This is a genomic window from Rhodococcus sp. NJ-530, from assembly GCF_003860625.1.
GTDB lineage: Bacteria > Actinomycetota > Actinomycetes > Mycobacteriales > Mycobacteriaceae > Rhodococcus_F > Rhodococcus_F qingshengii.
On record NZ_CP034152.1, the window covers coordinates 4,962,667 to 4,978,725 of the forward strand.

Here is a 16,059-nt window from a genome sequence, read left to right on the forward strand (position 1 = left end):
AGATCGTGGCAGCGATCAGTGTCCTGATGGTGGTGGCACTGGTTGCTTACGTCTCCGTTCTTTTCGTGATCATCAAGAACATCAACGACGACCCCGACAAGCTGCCGGTCATCACTGCATACGCACACGGCAAGACGATCGAAACGAACCCTGCCGGTTTCTGCACCATCGACCTGTCCCAGTGCGCCCAGGTGGGCGACATCTACGCACTCGACGTTCCAGCGGGCTACCCGCTGCAGCTGTCGTTGTCGACGGACGTCTCGGATGCGCAGTGGGCACTGCTCGCCGTCTACGAGGATGCCGACGGCAACCAGACCGGTGAGCCCCGAGTCTTCGAGCCCGGCGAGGCCCTGGCAGTGACGGTCGAGTCTTCGAGCGATCCCGTCAAGCAACTCGTCGGCGTCGAAATCCACCTCGCCGTCGGTGAGGGAAGCGAACAGGGACTGCTGATCTGGTCGATCAAGACCGCTTGATCCCCGGAACGTCGAAAATGCCCTGCACACCGATTGGTGTGCAGGGCATTTTGTTTCGAAGCCGTGTATGGCAGCTCGTATCGAGCGATCAGGTGTCGAGCTCGCGAGCGACGGCCCGGACGACCTCGGAGATCCGCTGAGCGGTCTTGCGGTCCGGGTACTTGCCGTTGCGCAGATCCGGCTGGACCTTCGCCTCGAGCAACGTGATCATGTCCTCGACCATGCCGTGCAACTGATCAGGGGTGTGCTTACGCTCGACGGGCTCACGACGCGTCGCCGTCGCGCCGCGCAACGACGGCGCCGGCTCGAGTACCTTCAGGCTCAGTGCCTGCGGACCGCGGCGGCCCGCAGCCATTCCGAACTCGACGCGCTGGCCGGCCTTCAAGCCTTCGACGCCCTCGGGGAGAGCGGAAGCACGGACGTAGACGTCCTCGCCCTCTTCCTGCGACAGAAAGCCGAAACCCTTTTCGACGTCGTACCACTTCACCTTGCCGGTCGGCACCGCGTTCACCTGCTCATCACTCGACTGGGGCGTCTGCCCCAATGTGCTCGGGAGGCTCTCGGAAGAGCCTCATGGCCTTGCTCGCATCGCTTCCGGTGGAAGAATGCAAAAGAACGCGCCCCACACTTGCTTCAGCGGGGCGCGCAGTCTGTTAACAGTCTACCTGTGACGAACCCGGGTCGGCACCCAGGTTTACAGGCACTATCCTCGTAGGTGTGGACCCTCAACCGAACCCGCGCACTTCCGGCACCGGAAACGGTCTGTTCCGTACGGCGATGGCACTGTTCATCGTCGGATTCCTGGCGATCGTGGCCATCTTCGCAGTCCATATCTTCAGCGACACCCCACCCGGCCTGGCGTTGTACCTGGTAGCACTCGCGTGCCCGATCGGCTTCCTTCTGGCCATCGTCTACACGCTCAGATCCGGTCGACGCGTGCGCTGATCACTCCCGCCTCCAACCGAAAGGTCACTGACCATGAGAATCCTCCTGAACGTGATCTGGCTGGTCTTCGGCGGCTTCTGGCTGGCGTTGGGTTACTTCGCCGCAGGCATCATCTGCTGCATCCTCATCATCACGATTCCCTTCGGAATCGCGGCATTCCGCATCGGCATCTACGCACTGTGGCCGTTCGGTAAGACCGTCGTCGACAAGCCGACCGCTGGTGTCGGTTCGATGATCGGCAATGTCATCTGGGTGATCATCGCCGGTATCTGGTTGGCGATCGGACACATCGTCACCGCCGTCGCGATGGCGATCACGATCATCGGAATTCCGCTCGCGGTCGCGAACCTGAAGATGATTCCGATCTCGCTGATGCCGCTCGGCAAGGAGATCGTCGACGTGGACCGGGTGAATTACGCATAGTCGTCGATCGCGTTACGCGAAAGCGGCCTCGCAGACCGAAGAACCCGACCACAGCAGGTGCTGTGGTCGGGTTCTCTCGTATCAGGTCGGATCTAGCGCCCGAGGCTACCGAGTCCGGGGAGGTTACCGAGCGAACCGGTACCCGTTCCCGGGTTGCCCGGATCGACGGGGCCGACCGGCCCCTCGGAGACCACGATGGTCACGCTCGAAGCACGCGAAAGCACGCTCTTCGCAGTGATCTCGACGGTGACGCTGCCGACAGCGGTGGGGGTACCCGAGATGGTGCCGTCCTGTGCGAGGGACAGTCCGCCGGGCAGAGTGCCACTGGTGAGTGCAAAGGTTGCGCGCGCATCGGCGGCAGTGAGCTTCTGCGAATATGCCTTACCTACCTGAGCGGCAGGCAATTCGACGGTCGCGGGTAGCGGGTACGCGGCAACGACTGTCACCTTGCCCCCGTTGGTCGTCGACGCGATGGCGCCGGTCGAGGTGTCGAGCGCGAGGTTTTTGACCTTCTCCAGTGCCGGAACCTTGGTATCGGTCAGAGCGGTGGTGGCGCGGGTCGTCAGATCGACCGACCACAGGTGTCCGTTCATGACGTCCGCGACATATGCAATGCCTGCCGCAGCGTCGACGACCACGCCGTTGGGAATCGCGGTCGGAGACAGCGTGGTCTTCGACAGAATCGCGCCGGCCGGGGTGATCGCCCACAGGTTGGTTGCCCGGGTGTCGGTCATGTAGATGTTGCCGGTGTTCGTGTCGACATCGACGTCGACCGGGTAGAGGTTGTCGGCACGCACGATCGACTTGAGTGCTCCGCCCTTGCGTACGTCCGCCTGCCACAGCGTGCGGCCGTAATTCTCGTCGAAGAAGTTGGTGTCCGCGATGTAGAGGAAGCCGCGGACACTGTCGAAGGCGAGCTTGGTCGGCGTTGCCGACTTGTGGACCAGAATGCTCGACACGGCGTCGGCGGCGTTGGGGTCGACGACTCGGATGTTGCCGGACTTGTAGTCCGAGAAGTACGCGCGGTGTGTTGTGGGATCGACGACGACATCGTTGATCTGCGGACGCGAGCCGTCGGGGTTCTTCTCGCTCAGCGTGACCGTCTTTTCGACCTTCCCGGTCTTCGTGTCGACAATCGAGATCGCGCCGCCGTAGGAGGAGGACACGTATGCGCGTCCGAGGCTTGAGTCGACGGCAAGTGCCGACGGGTAACCGACGACGCCGTCGATGGTGCCGACGGACTTGCCGGTGTTCGTGTCGACGACGGACAACGAGCTGGTCGGTCCGCCGTACTGCGTGATGTATCCGCGGTGGGTTGCCGAGTCGACGACGATGTCGCCGGGCTGGGTTGCGGTATAGCTTCCGACAACACCGTGTGTCGGATCCTCGGGTGAGGCGTGTGCAGCGGGAGCAGTGACGGCCAGGCCGACAGCAGCAGCGGCGACGGCGAGCGACGCGGTGACCGCACGCCGACGGTATTGCAGTTTCATGAGGGGTGCCCTACTTCTTTGGAAGACTCTGCGAAACCTGCCCAATCGAGGCAAGTCAGGCAAACCTAACCTAAGTTTCAATCTCGATGTTGAGACACGGGCCACACCCTGGGCGCGGATCGACACACCTCTCAATCGCCCGAAATTCTATTTCCACATAACGTGTGACCTTGCTCACATTACGGATGGATAACGGAACGGACACAACCCGACATTCACTCAGTCACCCCCACCTACCTGGGAAGAGTCTCCTGCGCTTTGTGTGACGCGTTGTACGTCCTTCGCCACGCCGCGTTATCAAATGGTGACACGAGCGACTCGAGCCGTTACCGTCGTTTTCGGCCGGGAAACTCGGCCACCTCCGGCCCGCCGCGCCAAGCCTTGTCCCGCGGGTACCGGACTTCCGACAGAGCATTCCAGGGACGAGGACGGGGGACCCAAAGTCCTCTGTGAGAACAGAAAAGTTCTCCAGTGGACACCGGTTCGATCGCAAGACCGAATCTTGGGGTGAAGCCAGACCCTTTCCAGCCAGGAAAGGCGAGGCCGGGCGACCTCTCAGCCCGAACCCGACAGCTGACCTCGCAGGCGCGTGTGGAGAGGATTTCGACCATCATGAGCGGACGCCATCGCAAGCCCACCACCACCGGCCGCACTGTCGCCAAGGTCGCCGTCACCGGCGCCATCATGGGCGTAGCAGGAATTGCAGCCACCGGAACCGCAAACGCTGCCCCCGACTCCGACTGGGATCGTCTCGCCCAGTGTGAGGCCGGCGGAAACTGGGCCATCAACACGGGCAACGGTTACCAGGGCGGACTGCAGTTCTCCCCCAGCACGTGGAACGCACACGGCGGCGGACAGTACGCAGCCACCGCAAACCAGGCCACTCGCGAGCAGCAGATCGTTGTTGCCGAGCGTGTTCTCGCAAACCAGGGTTGGGGCGCATGGCCGTCCTGCTCCTCCAGCCTCGGGCTGAGCAGCGGCGCCACCGAGCGTTCCGCTCCGGCCACCACGGCTCCTCAGGCAGCTCCGGCTCCGGCGCAGCAGGTCGCACAGACCGTTGCACACCCGGTCGCCGACGCCATCGATCAGGCAATCGCATTCGCCGAGGCCAACGGCATCCCGGTCGACCCGCAGATCCTCGCAGTCGCCGACACCGCGAAGTCGTTCCTCAAGTAACACCGGCAAGACTGTCCGCTCGGACGCTCGAACATCAAGAAGGCCCGCACCGATTCGGTGCGGGCCTTCTTCGTGTCGAGTTGTTATCGGTTGATGACGGTGTGCGGGTGTACGTAAGGAAGTGACTCCACCGGAACCGGAAAGGTGGTGTCCTCGCCGAAGGGTGAAAGTCCACCTGCGCGGGTCGATGACAATTCGGTCACTGCGTGATCTCCGTCTGCAGTTTCCGGCCATCCTGGATCTACATAGTGTTGCTTCGAATTGTTGGCCACGAAGTCATTTTGACAGGACGCCGTTACGCCGTACAGACCAGGTCTCTAATCTGATACCTGATGACCGAAACACGTGGCACCCCGGCGGGCAGTTCCGCAGCCGAAAGTCTGACCGATTGGCTCTCGGCGCGCAGTGACGCCGAGTTGACGGAGTTGCTGCGTCTGCGCCCCGATCTGGCCGTACCGCCGCCGAGCACGATGGTGGTTCTCAGCGGTCGGGCACAGCAACGCGCGTCGGTCAGCCGAGCCGCGGACGAACTCGACACCCTCGATTTCGGTCTTCTCGAATTGTTGGCACTGGCCGGCGCCGAGGAAACTCCGATGACGCGGGCGGAGCTCAACAGTGCGATCGCCGAACGCGCCCTGACCGGCAAGGGCAAGGTCACCAAGAAGGCCGTCGACAAGTCTCTGTCGAAGATGCGCGCGTCCGCCCTCATCTGGGGTGTCGATCCCATCAGCGTCGTCCCGGCAGTCATCGGGATGATTCCGTGGCGTGTGGGGCGCGCCCTCGAACCTGCCGAGGCGATGACCGAGACCGAGATCTCGGCTGCGCTCAACGCTCTGGACACCCGCGAGCGGGATCTCCTCGAGACACTCGCCAACTCCAGCCCGATCGGTCGCACCCGCGACGCTGCCCCCGGAACGCCGCCTGAGCGCCCGGTTCAACGACTGCTGGCGGCCGGCCTGCTGCGGTGGCTCGACGAGCAGACCGTCGAGCTTCCGGCGACGGTTCGTCAGGTCATCCGCGGCGAGCCGGTTTTCGATCCGACGACGCTGACCGCACCTGTCATCGGGGGCGACAAACTCAAGCCGGCGGACGTGAACGCCGCAGCAGCCGGCGAGGCGCTCGAGTTGGTACGCCAATGCGAGAACGTGATCGCTGTTCTGGGCGCAGCGCCGGCCCCCGCACTGCGAGCCGGTGGGCTCGGTGTTCGAGAACTACGACGCGTGGCCAAGACGGCCGATCTCGACGAAGCGCGCGTGAGCCTACTTGTCGAGTTGCTCTCGGCAGCCGGACTCATCGCCAGTGGAACACCAGACCCGGCGCCGGTCTCGGACAACGCGGACGAATACTGGACGCCCACGCTTGCGGTCGACGGCTGGCTGAACGCATCCACAGCGCGACGGTGGGAGGTCCTGGCGTCCGCCTGGGTCGACGTACCTCGAGTCCCGTGGATGATCGGGCTGCGCGATTCCACCGACAAGCCGATCGCGGCGTTGTCCGAGGAGGGCCGCGCTCCGGCGGCTCCGCGAGATCGTCAGGCCATTCTGGGGCTGCTCTCCGAACTCGACAGCGGCCAGACCGCGTCGGCCGTCGAGGTAAGTCGGCTGCTGGCGTGGCGACGCCCGCGATGGAGCGGGCGCCTGCGGACGTTCGCGATCGAGCGGACTCTGGACGAGGCCGCTGCTCTCGGGCTGGTGGCCCGCGGCGCGTTGTCGTCACCTGGACGAGCCTTGCTGCACGGCGGGGACGCCGAAGCCGAAATGCAGTCCGCGCTACCCGAGCCCATCGACTACATCCTGGTCCAGGCGGATCTGACTCTGGTTGCGCCCGGCCCGCTGGTACCGGACCTGCTCGAGCAGGTGAGCCTGGTCGCAGACATCGAGTCGGCCGGATCGGCGTCCATGTACCGCATCAGCGAGGACAGCGTGCGTCGTGCGCTCGACGCCGGTCTGACGGCCACCGAACTGCATGCGATGTTCGCTTCGAAATCGAAGACTCCTGTCCCCCAATCACTTTCGTATCTGATCGACGATGTCGCCCGTCGACACGGACGACTGCGTGCCGGAGTGGCGGCGTCGTTCATTCGATGTGAGGACGCGTCACTGCTGGCGGAGGTCCTCGCATCCGCAGTGGCCGAGCCGTTGGCACTGCGCGCCTTGGCTCCCACCGTCGCGATTTCGCAGGCCCCTCTCCGCGAAGTCCTGACCGAGCTGCGAGCCGCCGGATTCGCGCCGGCAGGTGAGGACTCCTCGGGCACGTTGGTCGATCTCCGCCCACGCGGGGCACGTGTACCCAACCGTCGCAGCCGACCGGCGTCGAGGATGCCGGCGAGCCCGTCGGCGGATCAGCTGGCGTCGTTGGTCCGCACGATGCGGGCCGGAGACCGTGCTTCCGCCCCGGGCCGCGGCGGAGTGCGAACGGACGGTTCACGGGAGAACAACGCCGCCACCATCGCCTTGCTGGCCACGGCGGCCCGAGACAATTCGAGCGTCAACATCGGCTACGTCGACGCCCAGGGGGTCGCGACGCATCGCATCGTCGACCCCGTCAGCGTGGGCGGCGGACAGCTGGACGCCTTCGACCCCGCGAGCGGCGCGGTTCGCCGTTTCACGTTGCACCGAATTACTTCCGTCAGCCCCGTCGACTCCGGAAAAAAGTAGCAAAAAAGAAGCAACTGGCTTTTTTCTGTAAATGAAGTATGGTCGAGGTCAGTTTGTGATTGCCACTTCGAAAAATGAGGAGCGACAATGGCTGACAAGGCGCCGGGTAAGAACATGAAGAAACCCGCCCAGTCGATCAAGGAACGCCGCGCGGAGAAGCGGGCGAAAACTGCGGAGTCTTCCGAGTTCATCCGTAAGCGGAAGCGGAGCTGACAGCAAAGTCCAGAGAAGACGAGCTGATTGCGAAGCTGACCAATGCCTGCCTCCACCGACACCCTCGTGCACCTGCACGAAACGTTCAACCTGTTCAAGTCACGTAATCGAGGAACTGACGCACGCTCGCGCGGGTACGCAGCGGGCATGACCCTCGCTTCACTCTGCGTCCTCGACGAACACGCTCGGCAATCCGGAATACTTCTATCGGATTTACCGCAGAAAGAGAATCAACCATCGTGAAAAGAACAATCCATACCCTGGACCGCATTCAAACGAGACTCGAATCGGAGCTTGATTCCACTCCGGGTGATTCCGAAAAGAATATCGGTTACCGGTCCGGAATTTCCGAAGCTATTACTCATGTAATGGAAATGCGGAAGTCAGTGGTCGCGCAGAAATAGGAGACGCATCGATTAGGCGCTCACCCCAATAACTGCCGCACACCACCCACCAGAAAGACGACCTGGTCCTCGTAGAAGTCGGCAAGCCGCTCCGGCGCGAGCGGCTTGCCACTTCCGCTCCAATCGTCCGCCCGGCTCAACGCCTGGAGGAAGCCCATCAAGGCAATCGCCCAGCGAGTCTCGAGCCGTTCGGGATCGGTAGCAGGAAAAGTACGACGGACCTGGTCGAGAAGATGTTCACGCAGGTGCAGCTCGGTCGCCTCGAGGGCTGGATGGCCCGGTCGTGACATCTGCGGCTGCGAGATCTGCGTGACGATTCTGATCCATCGCATTCCCCGCGTGCGATGGCGAAGGAGCAATGCCTTGTAGGGCGCAGTGACGGCCCGTACCAGCGCCTCGACCGTCGGCGGCGTCTTGTCGGCGGAGAGGGCGTCGACGTTCGCGCTGATCTGATCTCGCACCGACGTTCCCATGTCCAACAGCACCGCTGCGACCAGATCGTCCTTGGTTCCGAAATGGTAGTGGACCGATGACGGCCCGAGACCGGCCGCGGCGTTGACCGAGCGCAGCGAAACTGCATCCAATCCCTCTGTCGCGAAAAGCCTTTCAGCAGTTTTGAGCAAACGCAGACGCGTCGCGTCGCCTTGACGGTTCTGCCGGGAGTCGGTCATACGAACGAGCTTCGCACGGGCTCGACAAACGTCTCAACCGTGGCGAACGCGGAGTCAGAGTGATTCACGGTGTGCTCGCACCCTGTTGTCGCGATCCACCCAGCCGTGGGCGCGTGCGTAGTCCACCATCGCGGAGAACTTCTGTCTCCACTCGGTGTTTCCGATCCGGGCAGCGACGGCTTGCTCCAAGTGGCCGATGTCGAGCCAGACGTGATCCCCCTCGAGTTCCCCCCACGGTTCCAGTACCCGACTCAGAGTCTCGGATCGATCGTCGCCGCCAACGACGACCGAGAGACTGGTGAAGTCGTCGACACTGTTCAGTTCGACGGTCGAGGAGTCGGGGGTGATTGTGACGTCCAGTTGCATACCTCTTCAATACTCCTTCGGAAAGTACTTGGTTCAGTCGATCGACTTGCAACAACGATATCCGACGTCATTGCACCAGATAACGTTGAACTACAGGTGATTACAAATCTCCCACTGTGCGGGAGGCTCAACTTATTGGATCAGTTGATCCATGTTAGACATCTCGATCAGAGCGAGTGATCCAAATCACTCCCCTGTCGACAGGAGTTGTCATCGTGTGGTCCGCATCGTCCATCCGCTTCGGAGCCTTCCTCGCCCCGTACCACCCGCTCGACGCCGATCCCGCCCTGCAACTCAGACGCGATATCGACCTCATGACACACCTGGACCACCTCGGATTCGAAGAAGCGTGGATGGGTGAGCATCATTCGACCGGCGCCGAGATCGTGCCTGCCCCGGACATGTTCATCGCGGCCGCCGCAGAGCGAACCGAGCGCATCCAGTTCGGCACAGGCGTGACGTCTCTGCCCTATCACCACCCGTTGATCACGGCCGACCGCATCACTCAGCTCGATCTGCAGACCCGCGGACGGCTCATCTTCGGCACCGGCCCGGGCAAGATCCCCCTCGATGCACACATGATGGGCATCAACCCGTCGGACCAGCGTCGTCGCCAGGGCGAAGCGCTCGAGGCCATTCTCGCGTTGCTTCGCGGCGAGGTCGTCAACATGGAAACCGACTGGTTCACGTTGCGTGACGCACGCGCACAGCTGCCCACCTATCGCGCGGACGGCATCGAGACAGTGACAGCGTCCACGATTTCTCCCAACGGTTCGGTGCTCGCAGGCAAGAACGGCCTCTCCCTGCTCTCATTGGCGGCGAGTTCACCCAGCGGCTTCGACGCACTGGATCGCAACTGGGATGTGTACGAGAAGGTCTCGGCCGAACACGGCCACCGCGCCGACCGAGCGACGTGGCGTGTGGTCAATCCGATGTTCCTCGCCGAGACCCGAGCCGAGGCCGAGCGCGCCGTGAGCCGACGGATCGGATCGATGGCTTCTTACGTGAATCGACAGACCGGCCAGAGCCCGGCCTGGGCAGATACACCTGCCGGAATCATCGATCAGTGGCGCAACGACACGCTCGGCGAGTTCGGTCAGGCGATCATCGGTACCCCCGAAGATGCGATCGCACAGATCGAGCGTCTGATCGAGAAGACGGGAGGGTTCGGCACGTTCTTGATCCTTCACGTCGACATGGCGAGCTGGGAGGACACCAAACGCAGCTACGAATTGTTCGCCTCCGAGGTGGTCCCGCACTTCCGGAAGCGAAATGTCGGGCGTCAGGCGAGCATGCAGTTCGCCGAGGACAATCGCGAATACCTGATCGGCGGGCTGGTCGGAGCGATCACCAAAGCCCATACCGACTACTACGGCCAGCCGGCCGAGACGGGAGCCGTGCGCGCATGAGGGCCGTCCGTTTCCAGCAGGGAGAATTCGCGGTCACCGAGATCGCCGACCCGCCGCCGTTGGCACCCCATCAGATCCGCATCGACGTCGTCGCCTGCGGGATCTGCGGCAGCGACCTGAGCATGTCGAAGGACCCGTGCCGATTCGTCGAGGTCGCGCACGACGGGGGCTACCCGCTCGCCACCTTCGATCCGGACGCGCCAGTGGTGCTGGGGCACGAATACGCGGGTATTGTCTCCGAGACCGGTTCTGCAGTAGACGATTTCGCGATCGGCGATCGGGTGGCCGGCATCGGCTTGGCCACCGACACCGCTACCGGGATCCCGACGATCATCGGCTACTCGAACGAGTACCACGGCGCGTTCGGCGATCACATAGTCGTCGACGCGTTCTGGGTCCGCAAAGTTCCCGACCACCTGTCACTCGAGCACGCCACACTTGCCGAACCTCTCCACGTCGGCGAGATGCATCTCCAACAGTCCGGCCTCACCTCGGCCGATTCGGCGCTCGTCATCGGTTGCGGAACGATCGGACTGGGCGCCATCGTCGCCGCGAAAGCGCGCGGAGCGCAGATCGTCATCGCGTCGGAGCCCTCCCCCAAACGACGCGAGCTCGCCGCGAAGATGGGCGCGGACATCGTCGTCGATCCGGCCGAGCAGGATCCGATCGAACTGTGGAATCGAATGATCGCCGAAGGCAACCAGCTTGTCGGCCAGGCCGCGAACGGAGTTCTGATCGCCTACGAATGCAGCGGGCGGGCGGGAGTCATCGGAGAACTGATGCACACTCTGCCGTTCAACTCGCGGATTCAGGTTCTGGCTGCGCCGTTCGGCGACGAGACGATCATTCCCGTCGTCGGGCAGTTCCGGAGGATCTCGATCAACTTCGGTCACGGTCCTTACGAGAATGCCTACGACATCACCCTGCAGAGGCTCGCCGACGGCGAGATCGACGCCGAAGCGATCATCACCGGCAGGGTCGGTCTGGATGGAGTCTCGGACGCTTTCGCAGCTCTGCGCGCACCCGACGAACACGTGAAGATCCTCGTACTACCCGCGGGCCTCCCGGAATAGCGGTCGATCCTGCCCTGTTGACGTAGGGGTGCTCGCACTCGGGCACCTCTACTTCGGGCTGTGCGAGCGTCGCCTGTTGGCGTCTGCGCCCCGATACCAGGACAATGGCAGGGTTGGCGTCAGCCGACAACGCGGCGCAACGCTCTGTGGCTGCCGCGTTTGCTTCACTAGGAGGATTCCGTGACCGACGGACCGTTGATCGTCCAATCCGACAAGACGCTGCTGTTGGAGGTCGACCACGAGCGCGCCGGCGATGCCAGGCAGGCAATCGCCCCCTTCGCGGAACTCGAACGGGCCCCCGAACACGTCCACACGTATCGCATCACTCCCCTGGCCTTGTGGAATGCCCGCGCCGCCGGACACGACGCCGAGCAGGTTGTCGACGCGCTCGTGTCGTACTCACGATTCGCGGTTCCACAACCGCTGCTGGTCGACATCGTCGACACGATGGCCAGGTACGGACGCTTACAGCTGGTCAAGAGCCCGGTGCACGGCCTCATCCTGGTCAGCCTCGACCGCGCAGTCCTCACCGAGGTGATGCGACACAAGAAGATCTCGCCGATGCTCGGTGAGAAGGTCGACGACGACACCGTGATCGTCCACCCGAGCGAACGCGGCCGCCTCAAGCAGATGCTGCTCAAGGTGGGCTGGCCGGCCGAGGACCTCGCCGGCTACGTGGACGGCGAAGCGCACCCGATCGATCTCGCTTTCGAAGAGGGCCACTGGGAACTGCGCGACTACCAGCAGATGGCAGCGGATTCGTTCTGGGCCGGCGGTTCGGGCGTCGTCGTGCTGCCGTGTGGCGCCGGCAAGACGATGGTGGGCGCCGCAGCGATGGCAAAGGCCAAGGCCACCACCCTCATCCTCGTCACCAATACCGTTGCCGGTCGTCAGTGGAAGCGTGAGTTGATCGCGCGTACATCGTTGACCGAGGAAGAAATCGGCGAATACTCCGGCGAGCGCAAGGAGATTCGGCCGGTCACGATCGCCACGTACCAGGTGATCACACGTCGCACGAAGGGCGAGTACAAGCACCTCGAACTTTTCGATTCCCGAGACTGGGGATTGGTGATCTACGACGAGGTACACCTGCTCCCCGCGCCGGTCTTCCGGATGACGGCAGACCTGCAGTCACGCCGCCGTCTCGGCCTGACCGCGACGTTGGTTCGTGAGGACGGACGCGAAGGCGACGTCTTTTCGCTCATCGGACCCAAGCGCTACGACGCTCCGTGGAAGGACATCGAAGCGCAGGGCTGGATCGCACCGGCCGACTGCGTCGAGGTGCGAGTGACGATGACGGACGCCGAGCGCATGTCCTATGCCGTCGCCGAACCGGAGGAGCGCTACAAACTGTGCTCGACGGCGCACACCAAAATTGCTGTCGTGAAGTCGATTCTGGCCAAGCACCCGGATTCACCAACCTTGGTGATCGGTGCGTATCTCGATCAGCTCGACGAACTCGGCGAAGCCCTGAACGCGCCGGTGATCAAGGGATCCACCAAGAACAAGGAACGTGAGATCCTGTTCGATCAGTTCCGTAACGGTGAGATCCAGACGCTGGTGGTGAGCAAGGTCGCGAACTTCTCGATCGACCTTCCGGAGGCGTCTGTCGCCGTGCAGGTTTCGGGAACCTTCGGGTCGAGACAGGAAGAGGCTCAGCGCCTCGGACGACTGTTGCGACCCAAGCACGACGGCGGTCAGGCTCACTTCTATTCGGTGGTCTCGCGCGACACTCTCGATGCGGAGTATGCGGCACATCGTCAGCGATTCCTCGCCGAACAGGGCTACGCCTACCGGATCACCGACGCCGATGACCTGCTCGGACCTGCAATCGGCTGAGCATTTCTGCAACACGTTGCAGAATAAAATGGACATACGTCCAGTTATCTGTAGAGTGTCCCCAGTCACAGTCGTGTCCATCGGCCGGGGGTCACCTGCACCATGCGCTCAGTTCCACGTCTACGGGGTCGGCTCGCCGGGACCATTTCGCTGCTGACTGCCGCCGTCGTCGTCGCCACGACCGGCGTCAGTGCGGCCGCTCCGAGTCCTGCTCCCACCACGCAGAACTCGGTGTACGCACTTGCGAACGGTTGCTTCGCACTTCGTACGGAGTCCGGCGATTTCGTCCGTCGTGACGGGTCGGCGTACCTCACCGACGTAACGAAAGCCGCAGACGCCGAACCGTTCCGACTACATGCGGCCCAGTTGGGTCGATTCATGCTGTACGGCCCGGACGGGTCGATGCTCTCGCACGACGGCGCAGACTCGGTGCTCGCCACTTCCGAAGCAACTCCGTCCACCGACTGGACCGTGATGTCCACTGGCGAGTCCTTCGTTCTGACAGCGACCTCGAACGGCCGACAACTGATCTCGCGAGATTTGATGCTCACGATGTCCGATCCCGGTGACGTTCCCGAATCTGCGTTCACGCTGATCCCGCGCGACGGCTGCGCCGACTTCCCCGAAGCGGAGGTGGGCGCAAACGGCGTTCCGGGAGAAATCGGACCGAACGGTGAAGTCACCGGATTCATCGACACACACGTGCACATGAATGCTTCCGAGTTCATGGGCGGAAACCTGCACTGCGGCCGACCTTTCGATCCTCAGGGCGTCACCGCAGCGCTCGTCGACTGCCCGGACCATCAACCCGACGGGATACCGGCGCTCCTCGAAAACGTTCTGTCGTACGGCAATCCCTTCGAAACTCACGACACCACCGGCTGGCCGAGTTTCACCGACTGGCCGGCGCACGATTCACTGACACACGAGCAGACGTACTACAAGTGGGTCGAGCGGGCCTGGCGTGGCGGTCTGCGAATCTTCACCAACCTCTTTGTCGCCAACCGTGTCCTGTGCGAGCTGTATCCGAGTAAACGAAATCCCTGTGACGAGATGGAGACCGTCCGGATCCAGGCGCAGCAGACACGCCAACTCCAGGACTACATCGACGCCCAGTACGGCGGTCCCGGCCGGGGTTGGTTCCGCATCGTGAGCTCCCCTGAACAGGCCAGGCAGGTGGCCGCCGACGGAAAGCTGGCCGTCACCCTCGGGGTGGAGGTGTCCGAACCCTTCGGTTGCTCTGTGCGCAACGGTATTTCGCAGTGCACCGAGGACGACATCGACCGCGGCCTGGACGAGTTGTACGACCTCGGTGTCCGGCAGATGATCGTCACGCACAAGTTCGACAACGCCCTCGGCGGTGCCCGTTTCGACGGCGGCGTCACCGGAGTGGCCGTCAACATCGGCAACTACCTGGGCACCGGGGAGTTCTGGCAGTCGGAACCATGCACCGGCGTTGCCGAGGACAATGTGCTGCCCACCAAGGTCGACGGCGCACAGAATCTTCTCGCGGTACTCCCACCCGGAGTGACGCTTCCGGTGTACCCCTCTGGTCCGCAATGCAATTCGCACGGCCTGACCGACCTCGGCGCGTACACGATCCGAGGTTTGATGGACCGAGGGATGATCGTGGACATCGATCACATGAGCGTCAAGACCGCCGAAGCGGCTCTCGATATTCTCGAAGCTGCGAACTACTCCGGCGTCGTTTCCAGTCACAGCTGGAGCGACCCGAGCCTGTACAAGCGGATCTACGCACTCGGCGGATTTGTCGCCCTGTACGCCGGACAACTCGACGCATCGGACGAAAAGCCCGAAGAGCGTGGGTTCATCGACCAGTGGCGGGACGCACGGGCGATGCGAAGCGAGAACTACTACTTCGGTTTCGGCTACGGCGCCGACACCAACGGCTTCGGGCCGCAGGCCGCACCGCGCGGCGACGCCGCAGAAAATCCGCTGCAATATCCGTACACCGCCTTCGACGGCACGGTCATGGACCAGCAGCGCGCCGGCACCCGGGTTTTCGACGTGAACACCGACGGCGTGGCGCAGTACGGGATGATTCCCGACTGGATCGCGGACATGCGCATCGCTGCGGGAGCCGACGGCGACACCATCATCGAGGACATGAGCCGCGGCGCCGAGGCTTACCTGCAGATGTGGGAGCGCGCGCGAAACTAGCTACGCTGGTGGACGGTCCCCGGGCGATCGGGGGCCGGTCCTAGATCGTCCGGCACCACCCGAAGGAATTTTTCGTGGCTGACTTCCAGTTCACCGTCGACAAGGCTCATGCCAAGTCGGTCAACGACACACTGGCCGATGTACGCCGCCTGCAGATTTCTGCGGTGATCTTCGCGATCGTCCTCGCCGCGGTCGGGGCCTGGTTGATCAGCATGGGCGAGGTGTGGTCCATCATCATCGGCGCAGTCCTCGCCATCGGTGCGGCCAGTTCCCTGTGGGTTGCCGTGTGGGCACCTCGCAAGGTGGGAAGCGTCGAATCTCTGTATGCGGACAACCCACTGGTTCCCGCGATCGTCACCGAGGTTCACCCTCGAGCGGCGACCTTGACGGCATTGATCGACATCGCGAAGCCTGCGGCCGGAGCACCGCAGTACGCGCTCGTCAGCCGCAACGTTCGACTCAATCCGAAGTGGCGAGTCGGCGACCGCATTCCGTCGGTCGCACTGCGTTCGGATCGTTCCACCCGCAGCAAGGCTGACACGTGGCAGATGGTCAGTCCCATGCCGATCGAGTGGGGGACCAAGGACTCGGCAGTGCTGGCACGCGCGATCGCTGCTGTCAGTGCGAGCGAGTGGAACTTCCTGCAGAGCCGGATTCCCGATTCCGAAGAAGTTCGCACCCACCCCGATCGCCGGGTTCTGATCAACCCGGCCGATCTTCCTGACTCGCTGCGCTAGCC

Annotated in this window: 16 protein-coding genes and 1 riboswitch; of the genes, 11 read left to right on the forward strand and 5 right to left on the reverse strand. The window is 63.2% G+C overall.

Annotated features, from left to right (window positions below):
- The first annotated feature begins 5 nt into the window (after positions 1 to 5).
- On the forward strand, positions 6 to 473 hold the full coding sequence (locus EHW12_RS23010) for a DUF2771 domain-containing protein (RefSeq protein ID WP_223304425.1): 468 nt from the start codon (positions 6 to 8) through the stop codon (positions 471 to 473).
- Between the two features lie 88 nt (positions 474 to 561).
- Here EHW12_RS23010 and EHW12_RS23015 read toward each other — a convergent pair whose 3' ends face one another.
- Entirely contained in the window at positions 562 to 975 is a 414-nt protein-coding gene (locus EHW12_RS23015) for a cold-shock protein (RefSeq protein WP_007733502.1), read from the reverse strand.
- A 215-nt stretch (positions 976 to 1,190) separates the two neighbouring features.
- Here EHW12_RS23015 and EHW12_RS23020 point away from each other — a divergent pair, with 215 nt between their 5' ends.
- Complete coding sequence (locus EHW12_RS23020; RefSeq protein WP_003940194.1) at positions 1,191 to 1,418, forward strand: hypothetical protein; 228 nt, start codon at positions 1,191 to 1,193, stop codon at positions 1,416 to 1,418.
- Positions 1,419 to 1,451: 33 nt separating this feature from the next.
- Complete coding sequence (locus EHW12_RS23025; protein WP_003939919.1) at positions 1,452 to 1,841, forward strand: YccF domain-containing protein; 390 nt, start codon at positions 1,452 to 1,454, stop codon at positions 1,839 to 1,841.
- A gap of 92 nt (positions 1,842 to 1,933) precedes the next feature.
- Here EHW12_RS23025 and EHW12_RS23030 read toward each other — a convergent pair whose 3' ends face one another.
- Positions 1,934 to 3,331 carry a YncE family protein gene (locus EHW12_RS23030; RefSeq protein ID WP_125051832.1) on the reverse strand — a complete coding sequence of 466 codons (1,398 nt, stop codon included), beginning with the start codon at positions 3,329 to 3,331 and terminating at the stop codon, positions 1,934 to 1,936.
- A gap of 383 nt (positions 3,332 to 3,714) precedes the next feature.
- Positions 3,715 to 3,935: riboswitch (cyclic di-AMP (ydaO/yuaA leader) on the forward strand.
- 8 nt (positions 3,936 to 3,943) lie between these two features.
- On the opposite strand from EHW12_RS23030, the gene EHW12_RS23035 reads away from it, so the two are divergent.
- Positions 3,944 to 4,507 (forward strand): transglycosylase family protein, encoded by a 564-nt coding sequence (locus tag EHW12_RS23035; protein WP_003939675.1) that lies wholly within the window; start codon positions 3,944 to 3,946, stop codon positions 4,505 to 4,507.
- Between the two features lie 83 nt (positions 4,508 to 4,590).
- On the opposite strand, the gene EHW12_RS35435 is transcribed toward EHW12_RS23035, so the two are convergent.
- Positions 4,591 to 4,779: a hypothetical protein gene (locus tag EHW12_RS35435; RefSeq protein WP_019744939.1), complete on the reverse strand. Its 189-nt coding sequence runs from the start codon at positions 4,777 to 4,779 to the stop codon at positions 4,591 to 4,593.
- Between the two features lie 60 nt (positions 4,780 to 4,839).
- Here EHW12_RS35435 and EHW12_RS23045 point away from each other — a divergent pair, with 60 nt between their 5' ends.
- Entirely contained in the window at positions 4,840 to 7,164 is a 2,325-nt protein-coding gene (locus tag EHW12_RS23045; protein ID WP_030535357.1) for a helicase-associated domain-containing protein, read from the forward strand.
- Positions 7,165 to 7,251: 87 nt separating this feature from the next.
- Positions 7,252 to 7,377 (forward strand): hypothetical protein, encoded by a 126-nt coding sequence (locus EHW12_RS35920; protein ID WP_007733507.1) that lies wholly within the window; start codon positions 7,252 to 7,254, stop codon positions 7,375 to 7,377.
- 424 nt (positions 7,378 to 7,801) lie between these two features.
- On the opposite strand, the gene EHW12_RS23055 is transcribed toward EHW12_RS35920, so the two are convergent.
- Together EHW12_RS23055 and EHW12_RS23060 are read right to left on the reverse strand one after the other, a co-directional pair.
- A complete protein-coding gene (locus EHW12_RS23055) occupies positions 7,802 to 8,452 on the reverse strand; it encodes a TetR/AcrR family transcriptional regulator (RefSeq protein ID WP_003940633.1) in 651 nt (216 codons plus the stop codon).
- 54 nt (positions 8,453 to 8,506) lie between these two features.
- Complete coding sequence (locus tag EHW12_RS23060; protein WP_003939736.1) at positions 8,507 to 8,818, reverse strand: hypothetical protein; 312 nt, start codon at positions 8,816 to 8,818, stop codon at positions 8,507 to 8,509.
- Positions 8,819 to 9,033: 215 nt separating this feature from the next.
- Here EHW12_RS23060 and EHW12_RS23065 point away from each other — a divergent pair, with 215 nt between their 5' ends.
- The 5 genes from EHW12_RS23065 (at position 9,034) to EHW12_RS23085 (ending at position 16,057) form a co-directional block, all read left to right on the forward strand.
- Positions 9,034 to 10,227 (forward strand): LLM class flavin-dependent oxidoreductase, encoded by a 1,194-nt coding sequence (locus EHW12_RS23065; protein WP_064444225.1) that lies wholly within the window; start codon positions 9,034 to 9,036, stop codon positions 10,225 to 10,227.
- On the forward strand, positions 10,224 to 11,300 hold the full coding sequence (locus EHW12_RS23070; RefSeq protein WP_030535354.1) for an alcohol dehydrogenase catalytic domain-containing protein: 1,077 nt from the start codon (positions 10,224 to 10,226) through the stop codon (positions 11,298 to 11,300). The genes EHW12_RS23065 and EHW12_RS23070 overlap by 4 nt, the downstream gene beginning before the upstream one ends.
- Positions 11,301 to 11,480: 180 nt before the next feature.
- A complete protein-coding gene (locus EHW12_RS23075; protein WP_003940219.1) occupies positions 11,481 to 13,139 on the forward strand; it encodes a DNA repair helicase XPB in 1,659 nt (552 codons plus the stop codon).
- 102 nt (positions 13,140 to 13,241) lie between these two features.
- Positions 13,242 to 15,320, forward strand: coding sequence for a membrane dipeptidase (locus EHW12_RS23080; RefSeq protein WP_125051834.1), 2,079 nt, complete (start codon positions 13,242 to 13,244; stop codon positions 15,318 to 15,320).
- A gap of 74 nt (positions 15,321 to 15,394) precedes the next feature.
- Positions 15,395 to 16,057, forward strand: coding sequence for a DUF3239 domain-containing protein (locus EHW12_RS23085; RefSeq protein WP_007733514.1), 663 nt, complete (start codon positions 15,395 to 15,397; stop codon positions 16,055 to 16,057).
- The last annotated feature ends 2 nt before the right edge of the window (positions 16,058 to 16,059 follow it).